This window comes from Niabella agricola (assembly GCF_021538615.1).
GTDB lineage: Bacteria > Bacteroidota > Bacteroidia > Chitinophagales > Chitinophagaceae > Niabella > Niabella agricola.
This window is the reverse complement of the sequence record NZ_JAJHIZ010000002.1, coordinates 694,758-717,145: the sequence shown is the minus strand read 5'-3', so window position 1 is coordinate 717,145 and position 22,388 is coordinate 694,758. Positions and strand designations below refer to the sequence as shown.

The 22,388-nt window shown below is 48.3% G+C and carries 16 protein-coding genes; 12 read left to right on the top strand and 4 right to left on the bottom strand.

What is annotated here, in order from left to right:
* The first annotated feature begins 334 nt into the window (after positions 1-334).
* The 7 genes from LL912_RS03365 (at position 335) to LL912_RS03335 (ending at position 10,003) form a co-directional block, all read left to right on the top strand.
* Complete coding sequence (locus LL912_RS03365) at positions 335-1,210, top strand: inositol oxygenase (RefSeq protein WP_235552146.1); 876 nt, start codon at positions 335-337, stop codon at positions 1,208-1,210.
* Between the two features lie 183 nt (positions 1,211-1,393).
* Positions 1,394-3,025, top strand: coding sequence for a sodium/sugar symporter (locus tag LL912_RS03360; protein WP_235552145.1), 1,632 nt, complete (start codon positions 1,394-1,396; stop codon positions 3,023-3,025).
* Positions 3,026-3,197: 172 nt separating this feature from the next.
* Positions 3,198-3,908 carry a DUF4397 domain-containing protein gene (locus tag LL912_RS03355; RefSeq protein ID WP_235552144.1) on the top strand — a complete coding sequence of 237 codons (711 nt, stop codon included), beginning with the start codon at positions 3,198-3,200 and terminating at the stop codon, positions 3,906-3,908.
* A gap of 102 nt (positions 3,909-4,010) precedes the next feature.
* Entirely contained in the window at positions 4,011-4,571 is a 561-nt protein-coding gene (locus LL912_RS03350; RefSeq protein WP_235552143.1) for an RNA polymerase sigma factor, read from the top strand.
* A 9-nt stretch (positions 4,572-4,580) separates the two neighbouring features.
* Positions 4,581-5,918 (top strand): hypothetical protein, encoded by a 1,338-nt coding sequence (locus LL912_RS03345; protein ID WP_235552142.1) that lies wholly within the window; start codon positions 4,581-4,583, stop codon positions 5,916-5,918.
* 86 nt (positions 5,919-6,004) lie between these two features.
* Positions 6,005-7,507 (top strand): NAD(P)H-hydrate dehydratase, encoded by a 1,503-nt coding sequence (locus LL912_RS03340; RefSeq protein WP_235552141.1) that lies wholly within the window; start codon positions 6,005-6,007, stop codon positions 7,505-7,507.
* Between the two features lie 264 nt (positions 7,508-7,771).
* The gene (locus LL912_RS03335; protein WP_235552140.1) at positions 7,772-10,003 is read left to right on the top strand and encodes a sodium-translocating pyrophosphatase; all 2,232 of its coding nucleotides are present in this window, start codon (positions 7,772-7,774) and stop codon (positions 10,001-10,003) included.
* Positions 10,004-10,390: 387 nt separating this feature from the next.
* Here LL912_RS03335 and LL912_RS03330 read toward each other — a convergent pair whose 3' ends face one another.
* The 4 genes from LL912_RS03330 to LL912_RS03315 form a co-directional block, all read right to left on the bottom strand.
* The gene (locus tag LL912_RS03330) at positions 10,391-10,732 is read right to left on the bottom strand and encodes a DMT family protein (protein WP_235552139.1); all 342 of its coding nucleotides are present in this window, start codon (positions 10,730-10,732) and stop codon (positions 10,391-10,393) included.
* Between the two features lie 20 nt (positions 10,733-10,752).
* Positions 10,753-11,496, bottom strand: coding sequence for a copper homeostasis protein CutC (locus LL912_RS03325; RefSeq protein ID WP_235552138.1), 744 nt, complete (start codon positions 11,494-11,496; stop codon positions 10,753-10,755).
* A 77-nt stretch (positions 11,497-11,573) separates the two neighbouring features.
* On the bottom strand, positions 11,574-12,599 hold the full coding sequence (locus tag LL912_RS03320; protein WP_235552137.1) for an isoaspartyl peptidase/L-asparaginase family protein: 1,026 nt from the start codon (positions 12,597-12,599) through the stop codon (positions 11,574-11,576).
* A gap of 303 nt (positions 12,600-12,902) precedes the next feature.
* Positions 12,903-13,424: a nuclear transport factor 2 family protein gene (locus LL912_RS03315; RefSeq protein WP_235552136.1), complete on the bottom strand. Its 522-nt coding sequence runs from the start codon at positions 13,422-13,424 to the stop codon at positions 12,903-12,905.
* A gap of 138 nt (positions 13,425-13,562) precedes the next feature.
* Here LL912_RS03315 and LL912_RS03310 point away from each other — a divergent pair, with 138 nt between their 5' ends.
* The 5 genes from LL912_RS03310 to LL912_RS03290 all read left to right on the top strand — a co-directional run bounded on the left by LL912_RS03310 (position 13,563) and on the right by LL912_RS03290 (position 22,368).
* On the top strand, positions 13,563-15,197 hold the full coding sequence (locus tag LL912_RS03310) for a beta-N-acetylhexosaminidase (protein WP_235552135.1): 1,635 nt from the start codon (positions 13,563-13,565) through the stop codon (positions 15,195-15,197).
* Between the two features lie 58 nt (positions 15,198-15,255).
* Positions 15,256-17,073: a glucosamine-6-phosphate deaminase gene (gene nagB / locus LL912_RS03305; RefSeq protein ID WP_235552134.1), complete on the top strand. Its 1,818-nt coding sequence runs from the start codon at positions 15,256-15,258 to the stop codon at positions 17,071-17,073.
* On the top strand, positions 17,048-17,188 hold the full coding sequence (locus tag LL912_RS03300) for a hypothetical protein (RefSeq protein WP_235552133.1): 141 nt from the start codon (positions 17,048-17,050) through the stop codon (positions 17,186-17,188). Before nagB ends, LL912_RS03300 begins: the two co-directional genes overlap by 26 nt.
* Positions 17,189-17,677: 489 nt before the next feature.
* Positions 17,678-18,928 (top strand): Gfo/Idh/MocA family oxidoreductase, encoded by a 1,251-nt coding sequence (locus tag LL912_RS03295; protein WP_235552132.1) that lies wholly within the window; start codon positions 17,678-17,680, stop codon positions 18,926-18,928.
* Positions 18,929-18,948: 20 nt separating this feature from the next.
* A complete protein-coding gene (locus LL912_RS03290; protein WP_235552131.1) occupies positions 18,949-22,368 on the top strand; it encodes a family 16 glycoside hydrolase in 3,420 nt (1,139 codons plus the stop codon).
* Positions 22,369-22,388: the final 20 nt, after the last annotated feature.

Sequence of the window (22,388 nt, the reverse complement as noted above, 5' to 3'; positions counted from 1 at the left end):
CGGTATTTTTTCACCGTCCGACTGGTCATCCGGGCGGGCTAAATCAGTTAGCGGGTCGATATACCGGCCTATGACAGGCATCGACTGGTGTTTCATGGTAGCCATGATTTAAAAATACGGATCCATTAGCATTTATAGCCATTTATATGTTACAGGTATTACAGGTAAATGTACCAGCCAGCGATCTCCGGGCAGGCCCGTACCCGGTTTCTTAGTTTGTTAAAAATTACCGCCCCCCTCGGTAAAATCCTAAATTTCACCGGCTGTTTAAAATAAATTGACTAGTTTAGAAGCACTAAACGATTCGAAATTTATTAATTTTTAAACCGCCATCATGAGTACAACAAACGCGAAGAATACCCCCCTGGCCAGTCTTGACGAATGGGAAGATGATTTGCTGCGCAGATACCCGGATCCCGAAACCATTGCAACATCAAAAGGCACCGATGAATACCGCAATTATGAAGATCCGCAGCGGGAAACGGTAAAAGAATTCTACCGGTTAAACCATACCTTCCAAACCCATGATTTTGTAATGAAAAAACGGGCCGATTTCCTGAAATTTAACCGGAAAGAGATGACCGTCTGGGATGCGTTTGATTTTTTAAACCAGCTGGTGGACGATTCCGATCCGGATACTGACCTGGACCAGTTTCAGCACCTGTTACAAACCTCGGAAGCCATCCGCAGGGACGGGCATCCGGACTGGATGGTACTTACCGGGCTGATGCACGATATGGGCAAGGTACTCTGCCTTTTTGGCGAGCCCCAATGGGCCGTTGTTGGCGATACGTTTCCGATAGGATGCGCCTATTCGGATAAAATCGTTTATCCCGAATTCTTTAAAGAAAATCCGGATTACGACAATCCCCGGTACAGTACCAAACTGGGAATATATGAAGCGGGATGCGGGTTGCGCAATGTAACCATGTCCTGGGGACACGATGAATATATTTACCAGATCATGAAAGATCATTTGCCGGAAGAAGGGCTGTATATGCTTCGTTATCATTCTTTTTATGCCTGGCACCGGGAAGGCGCTTATGAGTACCTGACCGACGATCATGATAAAAAAATGCTGAAATGGGTAAAAATGTTCAATCCTTACGACCTGTATTCTAAAAATCCTGAACCGCCGGATTGGGAAAAATTGCAGCCCTATTATGAAACCCTGGTAAAAAGTCACCTTCCGTCTACATTAAAATTCTGACAGATACCCGGATCCGCCTGTTTCCGGGTATCGGGAGCGGATGGATCCGCTGTTCCCGGTTGTTAAAATTTCAACGGGTCCCGGGAACTATTTCGGGCTGACCCCGACCGTCAAAAACAGCTACCGGCCCAACCGCTCCATGCCGTATTGTTCTTCCGAATCCATTTTGCCAAACGATCGCTGATGCATCAATTACAACCACTGGATTATCTTGTTTTCCTGATCTATTTTGTAGCCGTATCTGCCTATGGTTATTATGTGTACCGGCGTAAAAAATCCGCCACTCCCAGCTCCAAGGATTTTTTTCTTGCAGAAGGCTCACTCACCTGGTGGGCAATCGGCGCTTCACTGATCGCGTCTAATATATCCGCCGAACATTTTATTGGCATGAGCGGATCGGGATTTGCCCTGGGCCTGGCCATTTCCTCCTATGAATGGATGGCAGCAGCAACGCTTATCATTGTAGCCATCTTTATTATACCGGTATATCTGAAGAATAAGATCTTTACCATGCCCCAGTTTCTTTCGGTACGTTACAATGATAAAGTAAGTACCATTATGGCCATTTTCTGGCTGCTGGTATATGTGTTTGTAAATCTTACTTCGATTATTTACCTGGGAGCCCTGGCCATCTCTTCCATCAGTAACCTGAGTTTTGAAGCGGCCATCATAGGGCTGAGCGTATTTTCTGTGCTGGTGACCCTGGGTGGTATGAAGGTCATCGGTTATACCGATGTAGTTCAGGTTATCGTTTTGATCATAGGCGGCCTCATAACCACTTACCTGGCACTCTCCCTGCTGGCCGACCGGTTTGGTTTCGACGGCAGTATCTGGAAAGCCCTGGGCGTTCTGCGCAAAGAAGCGCCCACTCATTTTCATATGATTTTTAAAAAAGGCGATCCGCATTATTATGAATTGCCAGGCATGTCCGTACTTATTGGCGGCATGCTGATTAATAACCTGGCATATTGGGGCTGCAACCAGTACATCGTACAGCGCGCACTGGGGGCTGATCTGAAGACGGCACGAAAAGGAATCCTTTTTGCGGCCTTCCTGAAGCTGCTGATCCCTGTTATTGCGGTGTTACCGGGCATTACCATGTTCGTGCTGTATAAAAACGGCATGTTTCATACGGAAATGGCCGACGCTGCGGGCATCATAAAGCCGGATCATGCCTATCCCACACTGATGAACCTGCTTCCGGAAGGATTGAAAGGTGTTGCTTTTGCTGCACTTACTGCGGCCATTGTGGCATCTCTCGCCGGAAAAGCCAATAGTATCTCCACTATTTTTTCGCTGGACATCTATAAAAAATTCTTTAACAGGGAAGCATCGGAACAAAAGCTGGTGCGTGTTGGACGCTGGGCTGTTATTGCCGCAATGGTGCTGGCTGCAATAGTAACACCTGCCCTCAAATCGCTGGACCAGGCCTACCAGTTTATCCAGGAATATGTGGGCTTTTTCTCCCCGGGGGTATTGGCCATTTTTCTGCTGGGAATGTTCTGGAAGCGCACGACCGCTAATGCTGCTCTTGCCGGTGCGGTACTTACCATCCCGATCTCTACCGTACTGAAGTTTCTGCCCGCCTGGACCCGGGGCGCCTTTCCCGACTATCCCTTTCTCGACCGCATGACCATTACTTTCTTTTGCGTGGTAATCCTTATGGTATGCATCAGCCTTTCCTCAGCCCGGAAGACCACTGCAGCGCCCTCCATCCAACTGGATCAGCGGCTTTTCCGGGTTTCACCGGAATTCCTGATGGGTTCGGTGCTGATCTGCGGCATCCTGGCAGCCCTGTACACCGTTTTCTGGTGATCTTTTAAATTAAAAAGCAGCAACTTTCTAAAACCTGATCCGCAACAAGTTATTGTGCGTTTTTTGGGTAACCTGTCTGTTACCGGCAGATTTTTCGAACTCATTGTTGCGTTTTTTCACATTACTGCGTTATCATAATCAGAACAAAATTTGTATCTCTCAAAATATGAAAATGATGAAAAAAGTTTCTCTGGGCGGCCTTTTATTATTAACCATCCTGTTTTTAAGTTCCTGCTTAAAGCACCGTGACAGTTACTATGATAGCCCCGAATTTCAAAATGCAGCAGCAGTAAGCATTGTTAACGGCGCTCCGCTGGGAATGCCGCTGGATATCCAGTTTGAAGGAACCCAGCGCTGGCTTCTCAATGAATTTAATTATACCTACCGGACGAATTATACCCGTGTATACTCCGGCGACCGGAAGCTTTTTGTGTTCAACAGGGGGGGATCCAATACCCTGATATCGAAAAACTTGACCTTCGAACCCCGCAAACGCTACTCTGTATTTATAGTAGACACGCTAAGCAAAATGGACGCCATACTGGTGCGCGACAGTGTGATGGAACCCAAGGGTGACTCGGTATTGCTGCGTTTAGCCAACATGAGCCCGGACGCCGGCGCCATCGATCTTTACATACAGGGAAATACCACCCCTATTGCTCAAAACATCGGATATAAAAATGTAAGTACCTTTGTGAGCTTTAAATCCGGAAGGGACATCAAATTTGAGGCAAAGGCTGCCGGCACAAACACTGTATTGGCAACATCGGACGTAAAGAATTTATTTAATGGAAATCAATATACTATCTGGACAACAGGTTTTAAATCGATGCACACTACCAACGGCAAACTTATTGTAGAGTTAATGGCGCATTATTATTAGTATACCCATACATTTCCATAAAAAATCAGTCTGCCGTTGTCAAAAACAGGTTGGCTGATTTTTGTTATATTTAAAAGAAGAGTGTAAAACATAAACAGGGAATTGGGAATACAGGACGCCGAACTGGAACTGGTGCTGAAAAAATGTGAGCAAGACTCAGTACCGCATAAAGAAGCGCTTTATAAAGGCTATTATGGCTTTATAAAAGGCGTGGTGAGGCGTTATGTAAATGATTATCATGTAATGGAGGAGCTTGTGAACGACTCTTTCGTAAAAATTTTTAACAACCTGAATACATTTAAAGCACCGGGGTTTTCGTCGGATATCGGGCAGTCATTTAAAGGCTGGGTGGCCAAGATCGCATCCAGGACCGCAATCGATTTTTTGAGAAAGAAGAAAATGAACTTTCTACAGGAGGAGCCGTCCGAAAACCACTTTCCGGAACAACCGCCCTCCGGGGTGCATGCCAGCGAGGTAAAAGATATTATGTCCTTGCTGAATCAACTGCCTGAAATCCAAAAAACCGTTTTTAATTTATACGAAATCGAAGGATTTAGCCATGAAGAAATTGCCCGTTTACTGCAGATCTCAGAAAATGTCTGCCGGGTATACCTTTCAAGAGCAAAGAGTAAATTAAAAACGCTTTATATAAAACATTTTTAATAAAAAGTCATGGAAGAACATCAGGATGATTTTTTAAAACATATCAAGGATCAGCTCCGGAATCACGAGGAGGAGTATCGTCCGGGTGCCTGGGAACAATTTTCCCGGCAGCATCTGCAGACGGCTCCGGCTCAACCGGCCCGGGTCGTTCCTTTATGGAAAAGGATTGCTGTTGCGGCGGCGGTTCTTGCGGGCGTATTTTTAATTGCCAACTATTTTATCACCACGCATAATAAGTTACCTGAAGACCTGGCAAAAGGCGGGCAGCCACACCCTGAAAAAAAGGGCTTGCCCTCCGAAAACCGCCCCACCCTTTCCCGGCCGGATCTTCCGCTAGCCAGCGAACCATTACCTCAGAATCACGGAGCATTGCCAAAAGATGCACCTGGCGCAACCAGCACCTTCTCTGCAGGTCAGCAGGACCAGATCGCGCAACAGGACCCTTTAAAGGAGATATCCGCAATACCGGATCGTCCCGCTCCGCCGGTAGCAACACCGGCCGGTCAGGAACCGGCAAAACAAGCACCGCCGGCCAACAATCCAACCGTTCAACGTTCTCAGCCCGGAAGGCCCGCACCTTATCATGAAACAAGCCGTCCGGGCAATACGTTCCCAATGGCAATGCAGCCGCCCATGCCCGCCCGGGAACATGACCGTTCAAAAAAATGGATCCCCAGCCTCTATATTTCCCCGATGTTTGGAGAAACAGATATGAATGTGGGATACGGAATCTCCCTGGGCTACGCTGTTAACGACCGGATAAAGGTCAGCGCCGGTGTCGCACACAATAAATTAACCGCCTCAAGAGACTTTGATGTAACAGCACCGCCGTCCAATGCTTCATTGGCCAATTCCGGAAACAACGCACTTTTTGCGGCCAGGAGCCTGGTGAATGCAGACGCAGCCACTTCCCAGCCTCAGCTGGAAACTGTAAGAGGCGCCGTAAGCGGATTTGATATTCCGGTGGACATCAGTTACAACATTTCAAAAAATCTTTACGCCAGTGCCGGTGTTTCCGGATTGGTGGTTGTAAAAGATAATACCAAATACACCTATGTTACCAGCACCAATGTGCGGGTATCAGTAGAAAACAATGAGGGCATTCTGAAGGAAGACAAAAATATGCGGGTAATGGAATATGCCACCTCTGATGCCGCTCCTGAAGCATCTCAAAAAGAACGTACCCCGTTTATCGGGTTCTATAACCTGTCCATGGGATATAAACAAAGAATCACTCCAAAGAATAATGTGGCCATTGAACCCTTTCTGAAGGTTCCCATGAAGAGCGTGTCTGATCAGAAGCTCAATTATACCGGTATGGGCATCCGCCTGAAATTTGATTTTTAGGATCTTGTTTTTTTAGTTATAATTATAGATGCGGGGACGGTTTGCCCCGCATTTTTATTTAAAGATTCCTATCTTTAGAATCCGCCATGAAATTACTAAGTGCCGCACAAATACGTCAGTGGGATGAATTTACCATGGAACATGAGCCCATCGTTTCTCTGCAACTGATGGAGCGTGCCGCCAATGCCTGCACCCGCTGGCTGCTGCAAAACACATTGGCTGATGTCTATTATATTTTTTGTGGAAAAGGAAACAATGGTGGTGATGGCCTGGCGATTGCCCGGCTGCTTTATAATTCCGGGAAAACAGCAAAAGTCTTTATCCTTGAATCGGAAGCTAAAGGGTCGGAGGACTTTATTTCCAACTTCAACATCCTGCATCATCTTTCGGCCATTCCAATATATCAGGTCCGGTCGGAACAAGATTTTCCGGTGATACCGGAATCCTGCATCATTGTGGATGCGCTTTTCGGAACCGGGCTGAACCGGGGGCTCACCGGCCTGGCAGCCCGGCTGGTGGCTCATTTAAACAGTGCCCCGGCTCCGGTCATTGCCATCGATATCCCCAGCGGGTTGTTCTGTGATCAGTCTTCCCTTAATCATAGCGTTGTACAGGCACGGCATACGCTCACCTTCCAGGCACTTAAAATGGCCTTCCTGGTTGCGGAAAATGAAGCTTTTATCGGGCAGGTACACCTGATGGACATCAATCTGCATCCTGCCTTCCCGGACCTGGTGAGCACGCCTTTTCATATCATTAACCAGGCGCTGGTGCAACGGATCTACCGGCCACGCCCCGCTTTTGCGCATAAGGGCAATTTCGGCCACGCCCTCATCATTGCCGGCAGCTATGGAAAAACCGGGGCGGCACTCCTTAGTACCCGCTCCTGCCTGAGGTCCGGTACCGGGCTCGTAAGCGTACATGTACCGGAAAAGAGCGTAGCCATTATTCAAACAGGCGCACCGGAGGCCATGGTATTGCCCGATGGGGATGCTGTCAGCATCACCCACATGGATTATGTACCAGACCCGTTCTCAGCAATCGGGGTCGGACCCGGCATCGGAACAACCATCAAAACCCGCTTTTTTTTACGGGAACTGCTCGAACGGAAAACCAGCCGCCTGGTGCTGGATGCCGATGCTTTAAACATTATTGCAGAAAGCCCTGAACTTTTAAACCTCCTGCAGCCGGATAGCATACTTACACCACACCCCAAAGAATTTTCCCGGCTGTTTGGCATGCAGGAAAATGATTTTAAAAAAATTGAGGTAGCCATTGCTAAGGCCGTGGAATTAAACGTTGTAATAGTACTAAAAGGACACCGGACCCTGGTGGCCCTGCCCGATGGCACCGGCTTTTTTAACATCACCGGAAATGCCGGTATGGCCAAGGGCGGCAGCGGTGACGTACTTACGGGAATGCTCACCAGCCTGGTAGCCCAGGGCTATACCTCAAAAGACGCTGCCATTATGGGTGTTTTTTTGCACGGACTGGCTGGTGATTTTGCGGCTACTGAACAGGGAATGGACGCCATGACCGCCGTTGATATCATCGAAAATATCGGCAAAGCCTTCGGACGACTATTATAGAAAAACCCTCATCTCCCTTCTGCTTCTACCACCCGTTGCATAAGGCAATGACCGGACATATTTTACCGGAATACACATTCTTTTACCCTTCTTTTTCAAAGCTTTCAAAAAAGATTTATAAATGATTTAAAAGTTTAAATAAAAACGGTTATCAGCTCAAAAAATGTCTAATTGTATCATAAAAAATAAGATTTCGCTTTTTGAATGCAACACTTATATTTGCACACTTGCTTATGCCTAATATATTAATGTAGAAAAAATTATATGCAACATCTGATCTATTTAGTACCTCTTATGGCCATCATCGGCCTCATTTACACTTTATTAAAATTCCGATGGGTTGTTAAACAAGATGCAGGAACACCAAGAATGAAAGAGATCAGCAATCATATTGCCGAAGGCGCCATGGCTTTCTTAAAGGCTGAATGGAAGATCCTCGGTTATTTTGTGGTGATTGTTGCCATTTTACTGGGCGTACTGGCAAATGCCAACCCACACTCTCACTGGATGATTTCCGTATCCTTTGTTATCGGGGCTGTATTGAGCGCCGTTGCCGGTTATATCGGCATGCGGGCGGCCACTTTTGCTAATGTGCGCACGGCCAATGCTGCCAGAACCAGCCTTCGCAAAGCACTGAATGTTTCTTTCGGCGGCGGTGCCGTAATGGGCGTTGGTGTGGCCGGCCTGGCAGTTTTAGGTTTGGGTGGTTTATATATTATTCTAAAACATTTTTTTGCACCTGATGCCGACCTGAATTCCTCAGAAATGCTGACTACTATTGAAGTTCTCACCGGGTTCTCACTGGGTGCAGAATCCATTGCGCTGTTTGCCCGTGTGGGTGGAGGTATCTATACCAAGGCCGCCGATGTGGGCGCCGACCTGGTTGGTAAAGTAGAAAAAGGCATCCCGGAAGATGATCCCCGTAATCCTGCAACCATTGCCGATAATGTAGGCGATAATGTAGGTGATGTAGCGGGTATGGGTGCCGATCTTTTCGGCTCTTATGTAGCCACCGTACTGGCCACCATCGTTCTCGGACAGCAGATCAATGTAGCTGACGGCGCCGATTTCCTGAGTGGCTATTCCCCGGTTGTGTTGCCCATGCTGATTGCCGGCACCGGAATCCTGTTTTCCATCATCGGAACTTTTTTTGTAAAGATCAGTGAGAACGCAGGCATCAGCACCAAAACGGTTCAGAAAGCATTGAACATGGGCAACTGGGGCTCCATTATATTAACAGCAGTGGCGTCTGCCGGACTGGTTTACTGGATCCTGCCGGAGCAAATGGAACTGCGCGGTTTTGTATTTACAAAAAATGGAGTATTGGGAGCCATTGTAGTGGGGCTTGCTGTAGGTGCTTTAATGACCATCATTACCGAATACTATACGGCGATGGACAAGCGCCCTGTAAACTCTATCATTAAAAAATCTTCCACCGGGCATGCCACCAATGTAATCGGAGGTTTAGCCGTGGGCATGGAGTCCACCTTTTTACCCATTCTGGTTTTAGCCGCCGGTATCGTTGCTTCTTACAAATGTGCTGGTTTATATGGTGTATCTATTGCCGCAGCAGCCATGATGGCTACTACTGCCATGCAGCTGGCCATCGATGCCTTCGGTCCGATTGCTGATAATGCAGGCGGTATTGCCGAGATGAGCGAACTTCCCAAAGAAGTACGTGAAAAAACCGATGTGCTGGATGCTGTTGGAAACACCACTGCTGCCACGGGTAAAGGGTTTGCCATTGCATCTGCAGCCTTAACCGCCCTGGCACTGTTTGCCGCATTTGTTGGGGTTGCCGGCATTACCGGCATCGACATTTATAAAGCCAACGTATTGGCCAGCCTGTTCCTGGGCGCCATGATTCCTTTTATTTTTTCGGCACTGGCCATCCGTGCAGTAGGTGAAGCGGCTATGGCGATGGTAGAAGAAGTAAGACGGCAGTTCCGCACCATTCCCGGAATTATGGAAGGAAAAGCTACCCCTGAATATGACAAGTGCGTTGCCATCTCTACAGAAGCATCTATTAAAAAAATGGTTGTGCCGGGCGCAATCGCAATCGTTTCTCCGATCATCATCGGCTTTTTGCCGGGGTTTGGTGCCGAGGCGCTGGGTGGCTTCCTGGCGGGTGCCACCGTTTCCGGCGTACTGTTGGGGATGTTCCAGAACAACTCCGGCGGAGCCTGGGATAATGCCAAAAAATCATTTGAAAAAGGCGTAGAGATCAATGGGGAAATGTTTCATAAAAAATCAGACCCGCATAAAGCATCCGTAACCGGAGATACCGTGGGTGATCCGTTTAAAGATACTTCCGGCCCATCTATGAACATCCTCATTAAGCTGATGTCGATCGTATCACTGGTAATCGCTCCTACGCTTGCACAGGTAGAGGGAAATGTAGCCAAACAACCGGTACCTGTGAAGCAGGAAACAACCAAAAACACAACGGTTGCTTCTAAGAAGATCGCTGCATCATTTAGCAGTGTTTCAAAATAACGGACGGTGATAAAATAAATTACAGGTTGTTTCTGAAAAGAAGCAGCCTTTTTTATTGGAGTATTGCCGCCGCAGAAACACCGAGATACCGAATGGGATTCTTGGCGCCGTAGCCGGTGGTCTGAAGGTCGTATCGCCTCAACTCAAAAAACACGATACCCTGCGTTTACGGTTCGTAATAAACAGGCATCAAAATTAGTTCTACCAATTTCCGGGCCGGACAGAAGGACATCGCCCAGGGCGCAGTTCAAGCTTTATGTATCCATAACTATTTAAGGGAACAGTCATTTTACTAAAATAGATACCGGTCTGTTATGAGAAGCTATTCCGGGCCATCTGCGTCAAGCGCAAATAAAAAAACTGTGTTTCAGCACCGCTGTTGCCGATTCATTTAATATCCGCAAATACAAAGTATACCGCACCGATCATCAATAAAAAACTAACCAGGTATTTCCAGTGAAACGCATTATTGGCAAACGCAACAGCATAAACAGTAAACACCGCAAGCGTGATCACTTCCTGGGTAATCTTTAGTTGAAACAGGTTTATGCCGGCTTTCTGCCCGATACGGTTGGCCGGCACGGCTAAACAGTACTCAAAGAATGCGATCAGCCAGCTGAGCAGGATCGCCTTCCACAAGGGCCAGTTTTCATTCTTCAGATGATGATACCAGGCCAATGTCATAAAAACATTAGAGCAAATCAGCAGGAAAATAGTTCTGTAAATCATAATTGCAATAGCCGGTTTAATTAGTTCAGTGCTTTTTTAAAAGCCGCAACAGCAATAGGGTTAACACCGGAATGACCGATGCTTTCCGCATCATTTACAAAAGCCGGTGTGCTGAATTTCATTTTTGAGGGAATCATTTCCCGGAGCGAACTGTGAAACTGGGTACAACCGGTGTCAGCCGCAAGTGTTTTTACATTATCGGCACGAACCCCGCTGCCGGGCATAATAATGATCCGGCCGGCTGCCTGCTCATTCAGCTGACGGATGAGGGGCGCGCCCTGTATCGCCGTGATCTGTTGTCCGCTGGTAAGGATCCGTTCGCATCCTGTTTGAATGATCTGTTCCAGGGCCTCCAGCGGGTCTTTGCACCGGTCGAATGCCCGGTGAAAGGTAACGCCCAGGGGATAAACGGCCTCAACGATCCTTGCTGTACGATTTGTATCAATCGTTCCATCGGCTTTTAAAAAACCGATCACCACCCCGTCACAATCCAGCGCTTTGCAGTTGATCGCATCCGTAAGCATGCATTCAAACTCATCATCCGTATATAAAAAATCGCCCCCTCTTACCCGTATAATGGGATAAATAGGCAGATCAAATTTTTCGCGGCAGGTTTTGATCACGCCGTACGACTGGGTTGTACCACCTTCACCCAGATTGGCACAAAGCTCAATACGATCGGCCCCACCGGCAACAGCATTCTTTGTTGATTCAAAATCGGTGGTAGCAATCTCAATGGTGAAGTCATTATATATATGTGCCATGGGGTGTTGAGTGAACTGTTATTAGTGAGAAGTGATTTGTTATTTGAGATTTGCTATTTGTTATCTGAGATTTGCTGCTATTTGCCATTTGTAAAATAATAATTCGCATCTACCAGAACTTCTTTGGTTTTTGTTTTGATGGCGTAATTAAACCCCTTATGTATGGCATAGGCGCCCACCACCCCATTTTTATTGATGGCGATAAATGCCACCTGTATTTTCTGCGCATCTGCTTTTTTAATTTTTACGATGCGCTCAATGATCTTCCGGCAGGCCACCTCCGGTCCGTATCCCTGCCGCATCATTTCTACCACACTATGGGAACCCGCAACGCGGATCACATCCTCACCCTGTCCGGTGGCCACACAGGCACCTGCTTCGTTATCCACAAACAGCCCGGCACCAATGATGGGTGAATCGCCCAGCCGGCCGCGCATTTTAAAACCCATACCGCTGGTGGTACAGCTGCCACTGAGATTGCCCGCTGCATCCATGGCCAGCATCCCGATGGTGTCGTGATTCCATTCGCCGTTGTCGAACCGTTCGGGCGCAAAAGGGCCATGGCCTTTATTTTCGCGGTTAATGGCCGGTTCGTATTTGGAGTTCTCCAGCCATTTCTTATACGCTTTCTGTGCATCCTCCGACAGCTCCTGCGGTTCCAGTGGAAATCCCTCCGCCACGGCAAACTGCTGCGCCCCGCTACCTACAAGCATTACATGCGGTGTTTTTTCCATCACCCTGCGAGCCACAGAAATCGGATGTTTGATCCGCTCCAGGAAACCCACACTGCCGCAATTGAACTGATGATCCATAATGCTGGCATCGAGGGTCACAAAACCATCCCTGTCTGGATTGGCGCCCAGTCCCACACAACAATTTTGCGAAGCCTCTGTTATTTTTACACCGTTCTCTACCGCATCCAGGGCGCTCCCCCCCTTTGAGAGCACCTCCCAGGCCCCTTTATTGGCGGCCAAGCCCGCATCCCAGGTAGATATGACCACCGGTCCGTTTTGAGTCACCACCTGTCCGCCACTGTGTTTCAGAAATAAAGAGGTTACTCCGGAAAGGAGCCCAAGCTGAAGAAAACGCTTCCTGTTGATCATACACCTGATTTTTTTTCGAAATTAATCATTCCCATGCATCTCTGAACATAAATCCCCGATGCTTGTACTGCCATAACGTTTCCTGAACCGTACACCCGTGTTTCGTCTTCCCGGGACGTATCCTGCAAGGGACGTCCGGGAAAACAGGCTCCCCGGGAACATAAATCCCCGATGCTTGTACTGCCATAACGCTTCCTGAACCGTACACCCGTGTTTCGTCTTCCCGGGACGTATCCCGAGAGGGAAGTCGGGTAAGACAGGCTCCCCGGGTCCCCTTAAGGGAGACCCGGGGAAGGAACCAAGCTATTGATCAAACGAATCAGAACGATACCTGCGTTGATCGCCGGCCTGCATCTGTAGCCTGGAGTTGGAGAAGGCAATCAGCCGTTGCCGGTATTCCCTTTGCACCCGCCGTTTCATAAAATTGAGCCATCCAAAAAATTGCCCCTTCCATCCGTAAGCCTGGGCAATCCATTTGGTAAGGCTGAAGCCATCGCTGTGCTCAATGATCCGGCCGCCGGAGAACCGCATAAATGATTTGGCTTCGAAAACGATTTGCTTTCTGAACCGGGAGGCGTACCAGGTCGCCTTCCACCGGCAGGTTGCATATTCATGATCAATTTCTTCTGTTTTGATAACCGTTAACCGGAAATCCCGGATCTCGCCAACACACATTTCCCATTTATCCTTTACCGCTTCTCCTTCCAGCATTCCAAAAAGTGGATCACTGTAAATGATGTCCTCACTGTACAAGGCATTCATGGCCCGGTGATCCAGGTTTCCAAAGGCTGCAAAAAACAAACCGATCATTTCAATATTCGTCATCCTGTATAAACTCCCTAAATTGTACGATTTATATAAACCAGATAAAACGCGAAAATAAGACAATCGTTTGCATTGCACCTTCTTAATTTCTAACTCAAAAAATCCTTAACTTGGCGCACAAAACTCAATCACTTAAGTATGCGTGTCATTTTATGTTTTGTTGCTTGTTTCACCCTTTTTAGTCTCCGGGCCCAGGAAGTAAGCATTATCCCCCAGCCGAAGTCCCTTGTGGTAAAAAACGGCCGCTTTATGCTTAACCGCTCTACTCCAATTGTGGCCATATCAAAAGATGATAAAAATATTGCGGCGCTTTTCAATACTTACCTTAAATCCTGTTACGGGTTTACCCTGCCCGTTGTTTCCAAAGGAACAAAAGGCATCCTGTTAACTACAAAATCGGCCTCCGGAGATGGATATACCCTCGAAGCCGATGAAACGGCGATCCGGATCGCCGGCAATTCAGCAGCCGGTACTTTTTACGGAACCCAGTCCCTGATCCAACTGCTGCCGGTTGAAAAAAGCAATACCCTGTCTGTTCCCACAGTATCCATTACGGATGCCCCCGATGTGGCATACCGGGGCCTGATGCTGGATGTAGGACGCCATTACTTCCCTGTAGCATTTGTAAAAAAATACATCGATTATATAGCCCTCCATAAAATGAACTATTTCCACTGGCATCTTACCGAAGATCAGGGATGGAGAATTGAAATCAAAAAATATCCGAAGCTAACCCGTGTTGGCGCCTGGCGCAACGGTACCATTATTGGCAATTATCCCGGTAAAGGAAACGATAACAAGCGCTATGGCGGTTTTTATACCCAGGCGGAGGTGAAAGAAATTGTAGCCTATGCCGCTAAAAGATATATTACGGTAATTCCGGAAATCGAAATGCCGGGGCATGGTGGCGGCGCCATTGCCGCTTATCCTTTTTTGAGCTGCTTCCCGGACAAACCCACTTTTGACTATTTCCCCAAACAAAGCACCTGGTCCGGCGATAAATCCGGGAAACAGGTGCAGCAGGCATGGGGCGTTTATGAAGATGTGTTTTGCGCCGGGAAAGAGAGCACTTTTAAGTTTCTGGAAGATGTGCTGAATGAAGTATTACCACTGTTCCCTTCAAAATATGTGCATATCGGCGGGGATGAGTGCCCCAAAAAGAACTGGGAAAAATGCCCGAACTGCCAGAAAAGAATCCGGGAGCTGGGTATCAAAGGCGATAAAGAGCATAGTCCCGAACATTACCTGCAAAGCTATTTCATTCAGCGGATGGAAAAATTCATCAATGCAAAAGGCCGGCAGATCATTGGCTGGGATGAGATCCTGGAAGGCGGTTTAGCTCCCAACGCCACTGTAATGAGCTGGAGAGGTGAAAAAGGCGGCATCACAGCAGCCCGTCAGAAACACCAGGTGATCATGACCCCGAACAGCTATGTGTATTTCGACTACCAGCAGTCACCCAAAGAAGATTCTGTTACCATTACCAACAACCGCAACTATCTGCCCATTGAAAAAGTATACAACTGGAAGGTGGTTCCCGACAGTCTTACGGCAGACGAACGTCCATTGATCTGGGGCGGGCAGGCCAACCTGTGGACGGAATACGTCGGCAATCCACAAAAAGCGGAATACATGTTGTTTCCCAGGATGAGCGCGTTAAGCGAGGCCTTGTGGAAACCGAAGGCAGACCGTAACTTTGAAGATTTCAAAAAGCGGCTGGAGGTCCAGAAGAAGCGCTACGACCTTTGGGGCGCCACTTATTTTGGCAAATAACCATTGCCTTTGTTATCCAATTCTATCAATCAATAAATCAATATAAAATAAATATCAAATGCCTAAGTCACAAACTGCTAAGCAAAATCATTTAGATACGCTGGAAAAGGTAGAAGTGCAGATCTTCCCGGATCTGAAAGCCGGTTCACTGGCCATTGCAAAGACCATTGCCAGCCTGATCCGCGAAAAACAGAAGTTGAAACAAAAATGTGTGCTTGGCCTGGCTACCGGCTCCAGCCCCAAAACCCTGTATGCGGAGCTGGTACGGATGCACAAAGAGGAAAAACTGAGCTTTAAAAACGTGGTTACATTCAACCTCGACGAATATTATCCCATCAGTAAGGAAGCCATCCAGAGCTACAACCGGTTTATGCAAACGCATTTGTTTGATCATGTAGACATCAATCCCAAAAACGTTCATATCCCCGATGGCGAAGTAAAGAAGGAGGATATTAAAGCCTCCTGCTCCGCATATGAGCAGCTGATTGAAAAAGCCGGAGGTATCGACCTGCAGATCCTGGGCATTGGCAATAACGGGCATATCGGTTTCAATGAGCCCGGGTCCGGTGTTTATACAAAGACCCGTTTGATCAACCTCGACAATTCCACCCGGATCGCCAACTCCTACGAATTTGCCAATATCTCCGAAGTACCGCGCATGGCAGTTACCATGGGCATCAGCACGATATTGAAATCAAAGCAGATCATCCTGATGGCCTGGGGCGCCGGAAAAGCAAAGGCGGTAAAGGCCGCTGTGGAAGAGGATGAAACCGAACACGTGCCGGCATCCCTGCTGCAAAGCCATCCTAATGTAACCTTTATCGTAGACGAGCCCGCAGCATCGGAGCTAACCCGCCTGAAGTCGCCCTGGCTGACCGGGGAAGTAGAATGGACCCCCAAACTGATTAAAAAAGCCGTGATCAACATGGCACTGCACCTGAAAAAGCCGGTGCTTTCCCTAACCAATGAAGATTATAATGAGTATGGCCTGAGCGACCTGCTGGTAGAGAAAGGCAATGCTTATGAAATCAACCTGGAAGTATATTATATGCTGCGCGACAGCATTACCGGCTGGCCCGGCGGAAAGCCCAATGCGGTCATTCCATCGCATCCCGAGCGCTCGACACCCTACCCCAAGCGGGTGCTGATCTTTTCTCCGCACCCGGATGATGACATCATCAGTATGGGTGGTACCTTTCAGCGTTTGCACGACCAGGGGCATGACGTACATGTAGGCTATCAAACCTCCGGCAACATCGCGGTAACCGATGAGTTTGTAACCCGCTTCCTGGATTTTGCAGTGGGCTTTAACAGCATTGCAAAGATTGACTCCGACAAACCATCAAAGATCCTTGCGCAAACACGTAAATATGTGGCCGGGAAAAAACCAAACCAGATCGATACGCCCACGATCCGGGAGATCAAGGGATTGATCCGCCGGGGTGAAGCCAGTGCCACCTGCCGTTATGTAGGCATCCCCGACAGCAATATTCATTTTATGAACCTGCCTTTTTATGAAACAGGCACCATCGAAAAGAAACCCCTTGGCGAAAAAGACGTCAAGATCACGATGGAATTGCTGCGCAAAATAAAACCACAACAAATCTACTGCGCAGGCGATTTTGCTGACCCGCATGGCACACACCTGGTATGTTTCAATGCCGTGGTTGCAGCCTTGCAACGGCTCCGTGAGGAAGGCGATGAATGGATCAGCGACTGCTGGTTATGGTTGTACAAAGGTGCCTGGCAGGAATGGAATATTGAAGACATTGAGATGGCCATTCCGATGAGCCCCGAACAGGTATTGAAAAAAGCGGTTCGGGATCTTTATCCACCAGTCGCAAAAAGACATGGTTCCCTTCCAGGGATCGGATAACCGTGAGTTCTGGCAGCGCGCTGAAGAACGGAATGCCAATACGGCGGCTATTTACGCCGACCTTGGGCTTACACACTATGCAGCGATGGAAGCCTTTGTGCGCTGGCATTATTAAGGATCGTTTTATTTGAATATTCCAAAGCGCCAATCTCCGGATCGGCGCTTTTTTTACGCCGCTATATGCTGCAATAATAAACCGGCATTCCCGTTATTGCCGTACACCGCACAATGATTTCTGTTTTTACAAACCTGCCCGCGACAACTTATTTTTATAAAACAGATCGGCGTACGGCGCCGTCAATAACAACGGCCACCCCACACACCCGGAACGGCCCATTTGGTTTCCACAGGCAGTACCGGAATTATGCTGTAACAATGCCCAAACCATGCGATCCTGATATTCATTATAATGCAGGAGCATTGCACTACTTATACAATTATTTTCAAAAAGATTCCATTGTATATTAATAATTTTTATCAAACTGGTTTCTTCATTAAAAAGATACAAAAAAACAGCGCTGATTATTTTAGTTATTTAATTGCCAGACTTATCTTTAGCCAGCATTAACGGTTTACTAACTTCTTAAAGCCATTAAACATTCATATGAATCGCAGAAAATTTATTAAGAACAGTGCTGCTTCATTTGCGGCATTTTCCATTGTGCCCTCCTACGTGCTGGGAGGCCGGCATATTGCGCCCAGCGACCAGCTTACAAAGGCAATCATTGGTGTAGGCGCCATGGGGCAGGGCCATATTGCTTATCCCGGTGCGCGCCTGGTCGCCATTTGCGATGTTGACAAAAAGCATCTGAACGATGCCCTGGGCAAATCGCCCAAAGGCACCAAAACCTATCACGATTACCGGGAGCTGCTGCAGGATCCGGCCATCGACATTGTGCATATTGCAACGCCCCCGCACTGGCACGGCATTATGAGTGTGGATGCGGCCAATGCCGGGAAGGATGTATGGTGCGAAAAGCCTATGACCCGTACGATTGGCGAAGGCAAACGCGTACGGGAAGTGATTCAGCAAAATGAACGCATGTTCCGGCTCAATACCTGGTTCCGTTTTAAAGATAATTTTTACGGGATGAATACTACCGTAAAACCTATCAAAAAGCTGGTGGAAAGCGGTTTGTTAGGATGGCCACTGAAAGTAACCGTAAATGCAGCCACCGGTTTTAACTGGAAATTCTTCTGGATCGGGAAAACCGTGCTCGACGTACAGCCCGTACCCCAGGAATTGGATTACGATTTATGGCTGGGCCCCGCACCTTTTAAGCCCTATAACCCGCACCGTGTGCATCAGACCTTCCGTGGCTATTGGGATTATGACGGTGGCGGCCTGGGCGATATGGGACAACATTATCTGGACCCGGTGCAATACTTTTTAGGAAAGGATCATACCAGTCCGGTAAGGATCGATGTTGATGCTCCTGAACAGGACCCCGATGCAGCCGGCACCTGGAAGCGTATTGAACTGACGTATGAAGATGGTTGCAAGATCATCCTGGATGGCGAGAACCGCGATACCAATGCTGCTTATATTGAAGGACCTAAAGGAAAAGTGTTTAACGGCTTCCGTACCACGATCCCCGACCTAGATAAAAAGCTGGCAGCCCTGCCAGATCCGGAACCACAGCTGGGTGACTTTGCACAGGCTGTAAAAACCCGCCAGAAATTTGCATTGAATGAAGACAATGGCTTCCGCTCATCTACCCTGGTGAACCTGGCGATCATTGCCGTGCGCCTGGGGCGTTCGCTGGAATTTGACCCGGTAAAACTGGAATTCGTAAACGATGCCGCAGCCAATGCACTCATGAATCAACCCATGCGCGGACCTTGGTCCATTTGATGATCCTAAAAAACCAGAAGATGAAAAAATTTACAATACTAACTTTTATAGTTCTATTACTGGCGGGCATGGCTTCCGCGCAGCAAAAAGCAGATGTACGAACCACCGAAACAAAAGTGGCGGATCTTTTAATGAAATTGCCGCCGCAAAATACAGCGGCGCTGGACGCCGCCATGCAGGAACTGGTAAGCATCGGGGAACCGGGATACCGGAAAATTATTGCATATGTGCAGCCGCCCGGCAAACGGACCGATGAAGCAGCCCGTTATGCCATCAGCGGATTGACAAAATACCTTGGCAAAGGATCCGATCGTGCCGCAAAACGTACAGCCGCTCTGGCACTTACAAACGGAATCAAAGCCGCCAAAAGCGATGAGGTAAAGGATTTCCTTTTACAGGAACTGCAATATGTTGCTGGAGATGAAGTGGTGCCTGTTGTAAAAGGGTACCTGCTGAATAAACGGCTTAGCGATCCTGCTGCACGGGTGCTGGTGCGGGTAAACACGACGAGCGCGGCCAACGCCTTATTATATGCATTAACCGGTGCAAAAGGCAGTCAGCAGATCACATTGATCAAGGCACTGGGTGATATGAGGTATGCTCCTGCTGCAAAAAAACTGCAACAGCTGTACCCCGCCGCGCAGGATGTAAATACACAAAAGGTATTGTTGTATTCCCTGGCCACGATAGGCGATCCCCAGTCCGCTGCCACCCTGAAAGCCGCTGCTCAAAAAGTGAACTATAAAGCAGAGGCATCCAATGCCGTTAACTCCTATCTGCGTTATCTTAATAAGACTGCAGAAGGCACCGGCAAAGCTACTGCTGAAAAAACGGCCCGTGAATTATTGACCATGCAGGCACTGCCGGCCCAGTTCAAAAATGCGGTCCTGGCCCTGCTTTATAAAACAGCCGGTGAAAACGCCCGCCCGGAGCTGCTTGCAGCGCTTTCATCGTCTGATAAACAATATCGCGCAGCCGCTGTAGGTCTGCTGGAACAATCCTATGACGCGCAAACAGCTGCCCAGATACAGGATGCGGTTAAAAAAGCCGGCGATCCTGGTCAGCAGGCAGACCTCCTCTATGTATTTGGCGCACATAAAGACCAGTCGGCATTGCCATTACTTACCAGCCTGCTGGGCTCCAATAATCAACAGGTACAGCTGGCGGCCATTACAGCCATTGCGCGTGCGGGTGAGGAAAAAGCCATTGCCCCGCTGCTGAATCTTATCAAAACCGGCGATGCGACCGTTGCCGGTGCGGCAAAAAATGCGTTACTGACCATCAAAGGTGCCGATGTCGCCAGCCAGGCCGCCGCCCTGATGCCGCAAACTTCCGGTACCGCACGCACGGCCCTGATGGATATTGTGGCGCGTCGCGGTGGTGAAAAATATGCCGGAGCTGTTTTTGCAGATGCCGCTAATAGTGATGCTGCAGTACGGCTTGCCGCCATAAAGGCCCTGCCTTATGTAGCAGCCCCCGGAGATGAATCAAAGATTGCCGGACTGCTGAACCAAGCATCCAATGACGAAGAAACCGATGCCCTGCAACAGTCTTTATTTGCTGCCCTTAAAGAAAAGAAAACAAAGGCAGAACAGGTAGCAGCCGTAAAAGAACTGATGAGCGGTGCCGGTGCCCGTAAAACCCATTACTATTCCGTGCTGGGTGATATCGGCGGCAAAGAAGCACTGGAAGTGGTGTTGAGCGACTTTAATAACGGCAACCAGGAACAGAAAGCTGCTGCATTAAAGGCCCTTGCTTCCTGGAGCGATTTTACGGCGCTGGACGCACTTTATGCCATCGCAAAAGATCCGGCGAATGCTGGTTTTAAAAACGATGCGCTTAACAGTTTCATTGCCGGCATCAACCGTTCAAAAAACCCGGTAGATCAGAAAGTACTAATGTTCCGCAAGGCCATGGACCTGGCTTCCGGCAATGCTCAAAAAACAAATATTCTCAAAGGAATTTCCGCCAACAGTTCATTATTATCCCTCGTGTTTGTATCAAAGTACCTGGATGATGCGGCATTGCAGCAGGCTGCTGTACAGGCGGTAATGGCAATTGTTACGGATCATACCGATCTGTACGGACCATTGGTGGAAGGCATTGTAAACAAGGCGATCTCCCTGAATAAGGATGGCGAAGCGACGTATCAGAAAGCGGCATGGGTAAAACAACTGGCCGGGCTTCCGAAAGAGCCGGGCTATGTATCTATGTTTAACGGTAAAGATCTCTCCGGCTGGAAAGGCCTGGTGGGCAATCCGCTCACAAGAGCAAAGATGACACCTCAGCAACTGGCAGAGGCACAGCAAAAAGCCGATGCACAAATGCGTAAAGACTGGCGGGTGGAAAACGGGGTACTCGTATTTGACGGCAAAGGGTTCGACAACCTGGTTTCAGATAAAATGTATGAAGACTTCGAACTGTTTGTAGATTGGCGCATGGAAGCAAAAGGCGATGGTGGTGTATATTTAAGAGGATCGCCACAGGTGCAAACCTGGGATCCCTCACGCACTGATGTAGGTGCACAGGTAGGCTCGGGAGGACTGTACAACAACCAGAAAAACCGGAGCACTCCGCTGGTTTTTGCCGACAACCCGATCAATGAATGGAATACTTTCCGCATTAAAATGGCAGGCAATAAAGTAACCGTTTACCTGAACGGCCAGCTGGTTACCAATAATACCATACTGGAAAACTACTGGGATCGCAGTATTCCCATATTCAGCAAAGAGGCCATTGAACTGCAGGCCCATGGGACCCGGCTTGAATTCCGCGATGTATATGTGCGTGAAATTCCCCGTCCCCAACCCTATGTGCTGAGCGCACAGGAAAAAAAGGAAGGTTTTGTGCCCATGTTTAACGGGGTAGATATGAATGGCTGGACCGGTAATACCGAAGGCTATTTTGCCCAGGACGGTGCCATTGTCTGCGACCCCACCATTGCCGTTCCTGAAGGAGCGAATCGCAATGTGTATACAGAAAAAGAATACAGTGATTTCGTGATGCGTTTTGAATTCCAGTTAACACCGGGCGCCAACAACGGGTTGGGCATCCGTGCTCCGTTAACCGGCGATGCCGCTTATGAGGGAATGGAATTACAGATCCTGGATAATGAAGCACCTATTTATAAAGAGCTGCAGCCTTACCAGTACCATGGTTCCGTTTACGGAATCATCCCCGCTTTAAGAGGCTATCTCAAACCGGTAGGTGAATGGAACTACCAGGAAGTAAGAGCCGTAGGCAACCATATTACGGTAATCCTGAATGGCAAGACCATCGTTGATGGTGATATTGCCAAGGCCAGTAAAAACAATACCGATACGCCGGATCATAAGAAGCACCCGGGATTGCTGAATAAGGCCGGACATATCGGGTTCCTGGGTCATGGTTCCTATGTTAAATTCCGGAACCTGCGGATTAAGGACCTGGGTAAGAAATAACCGTTATAGCAAAAAGTGAA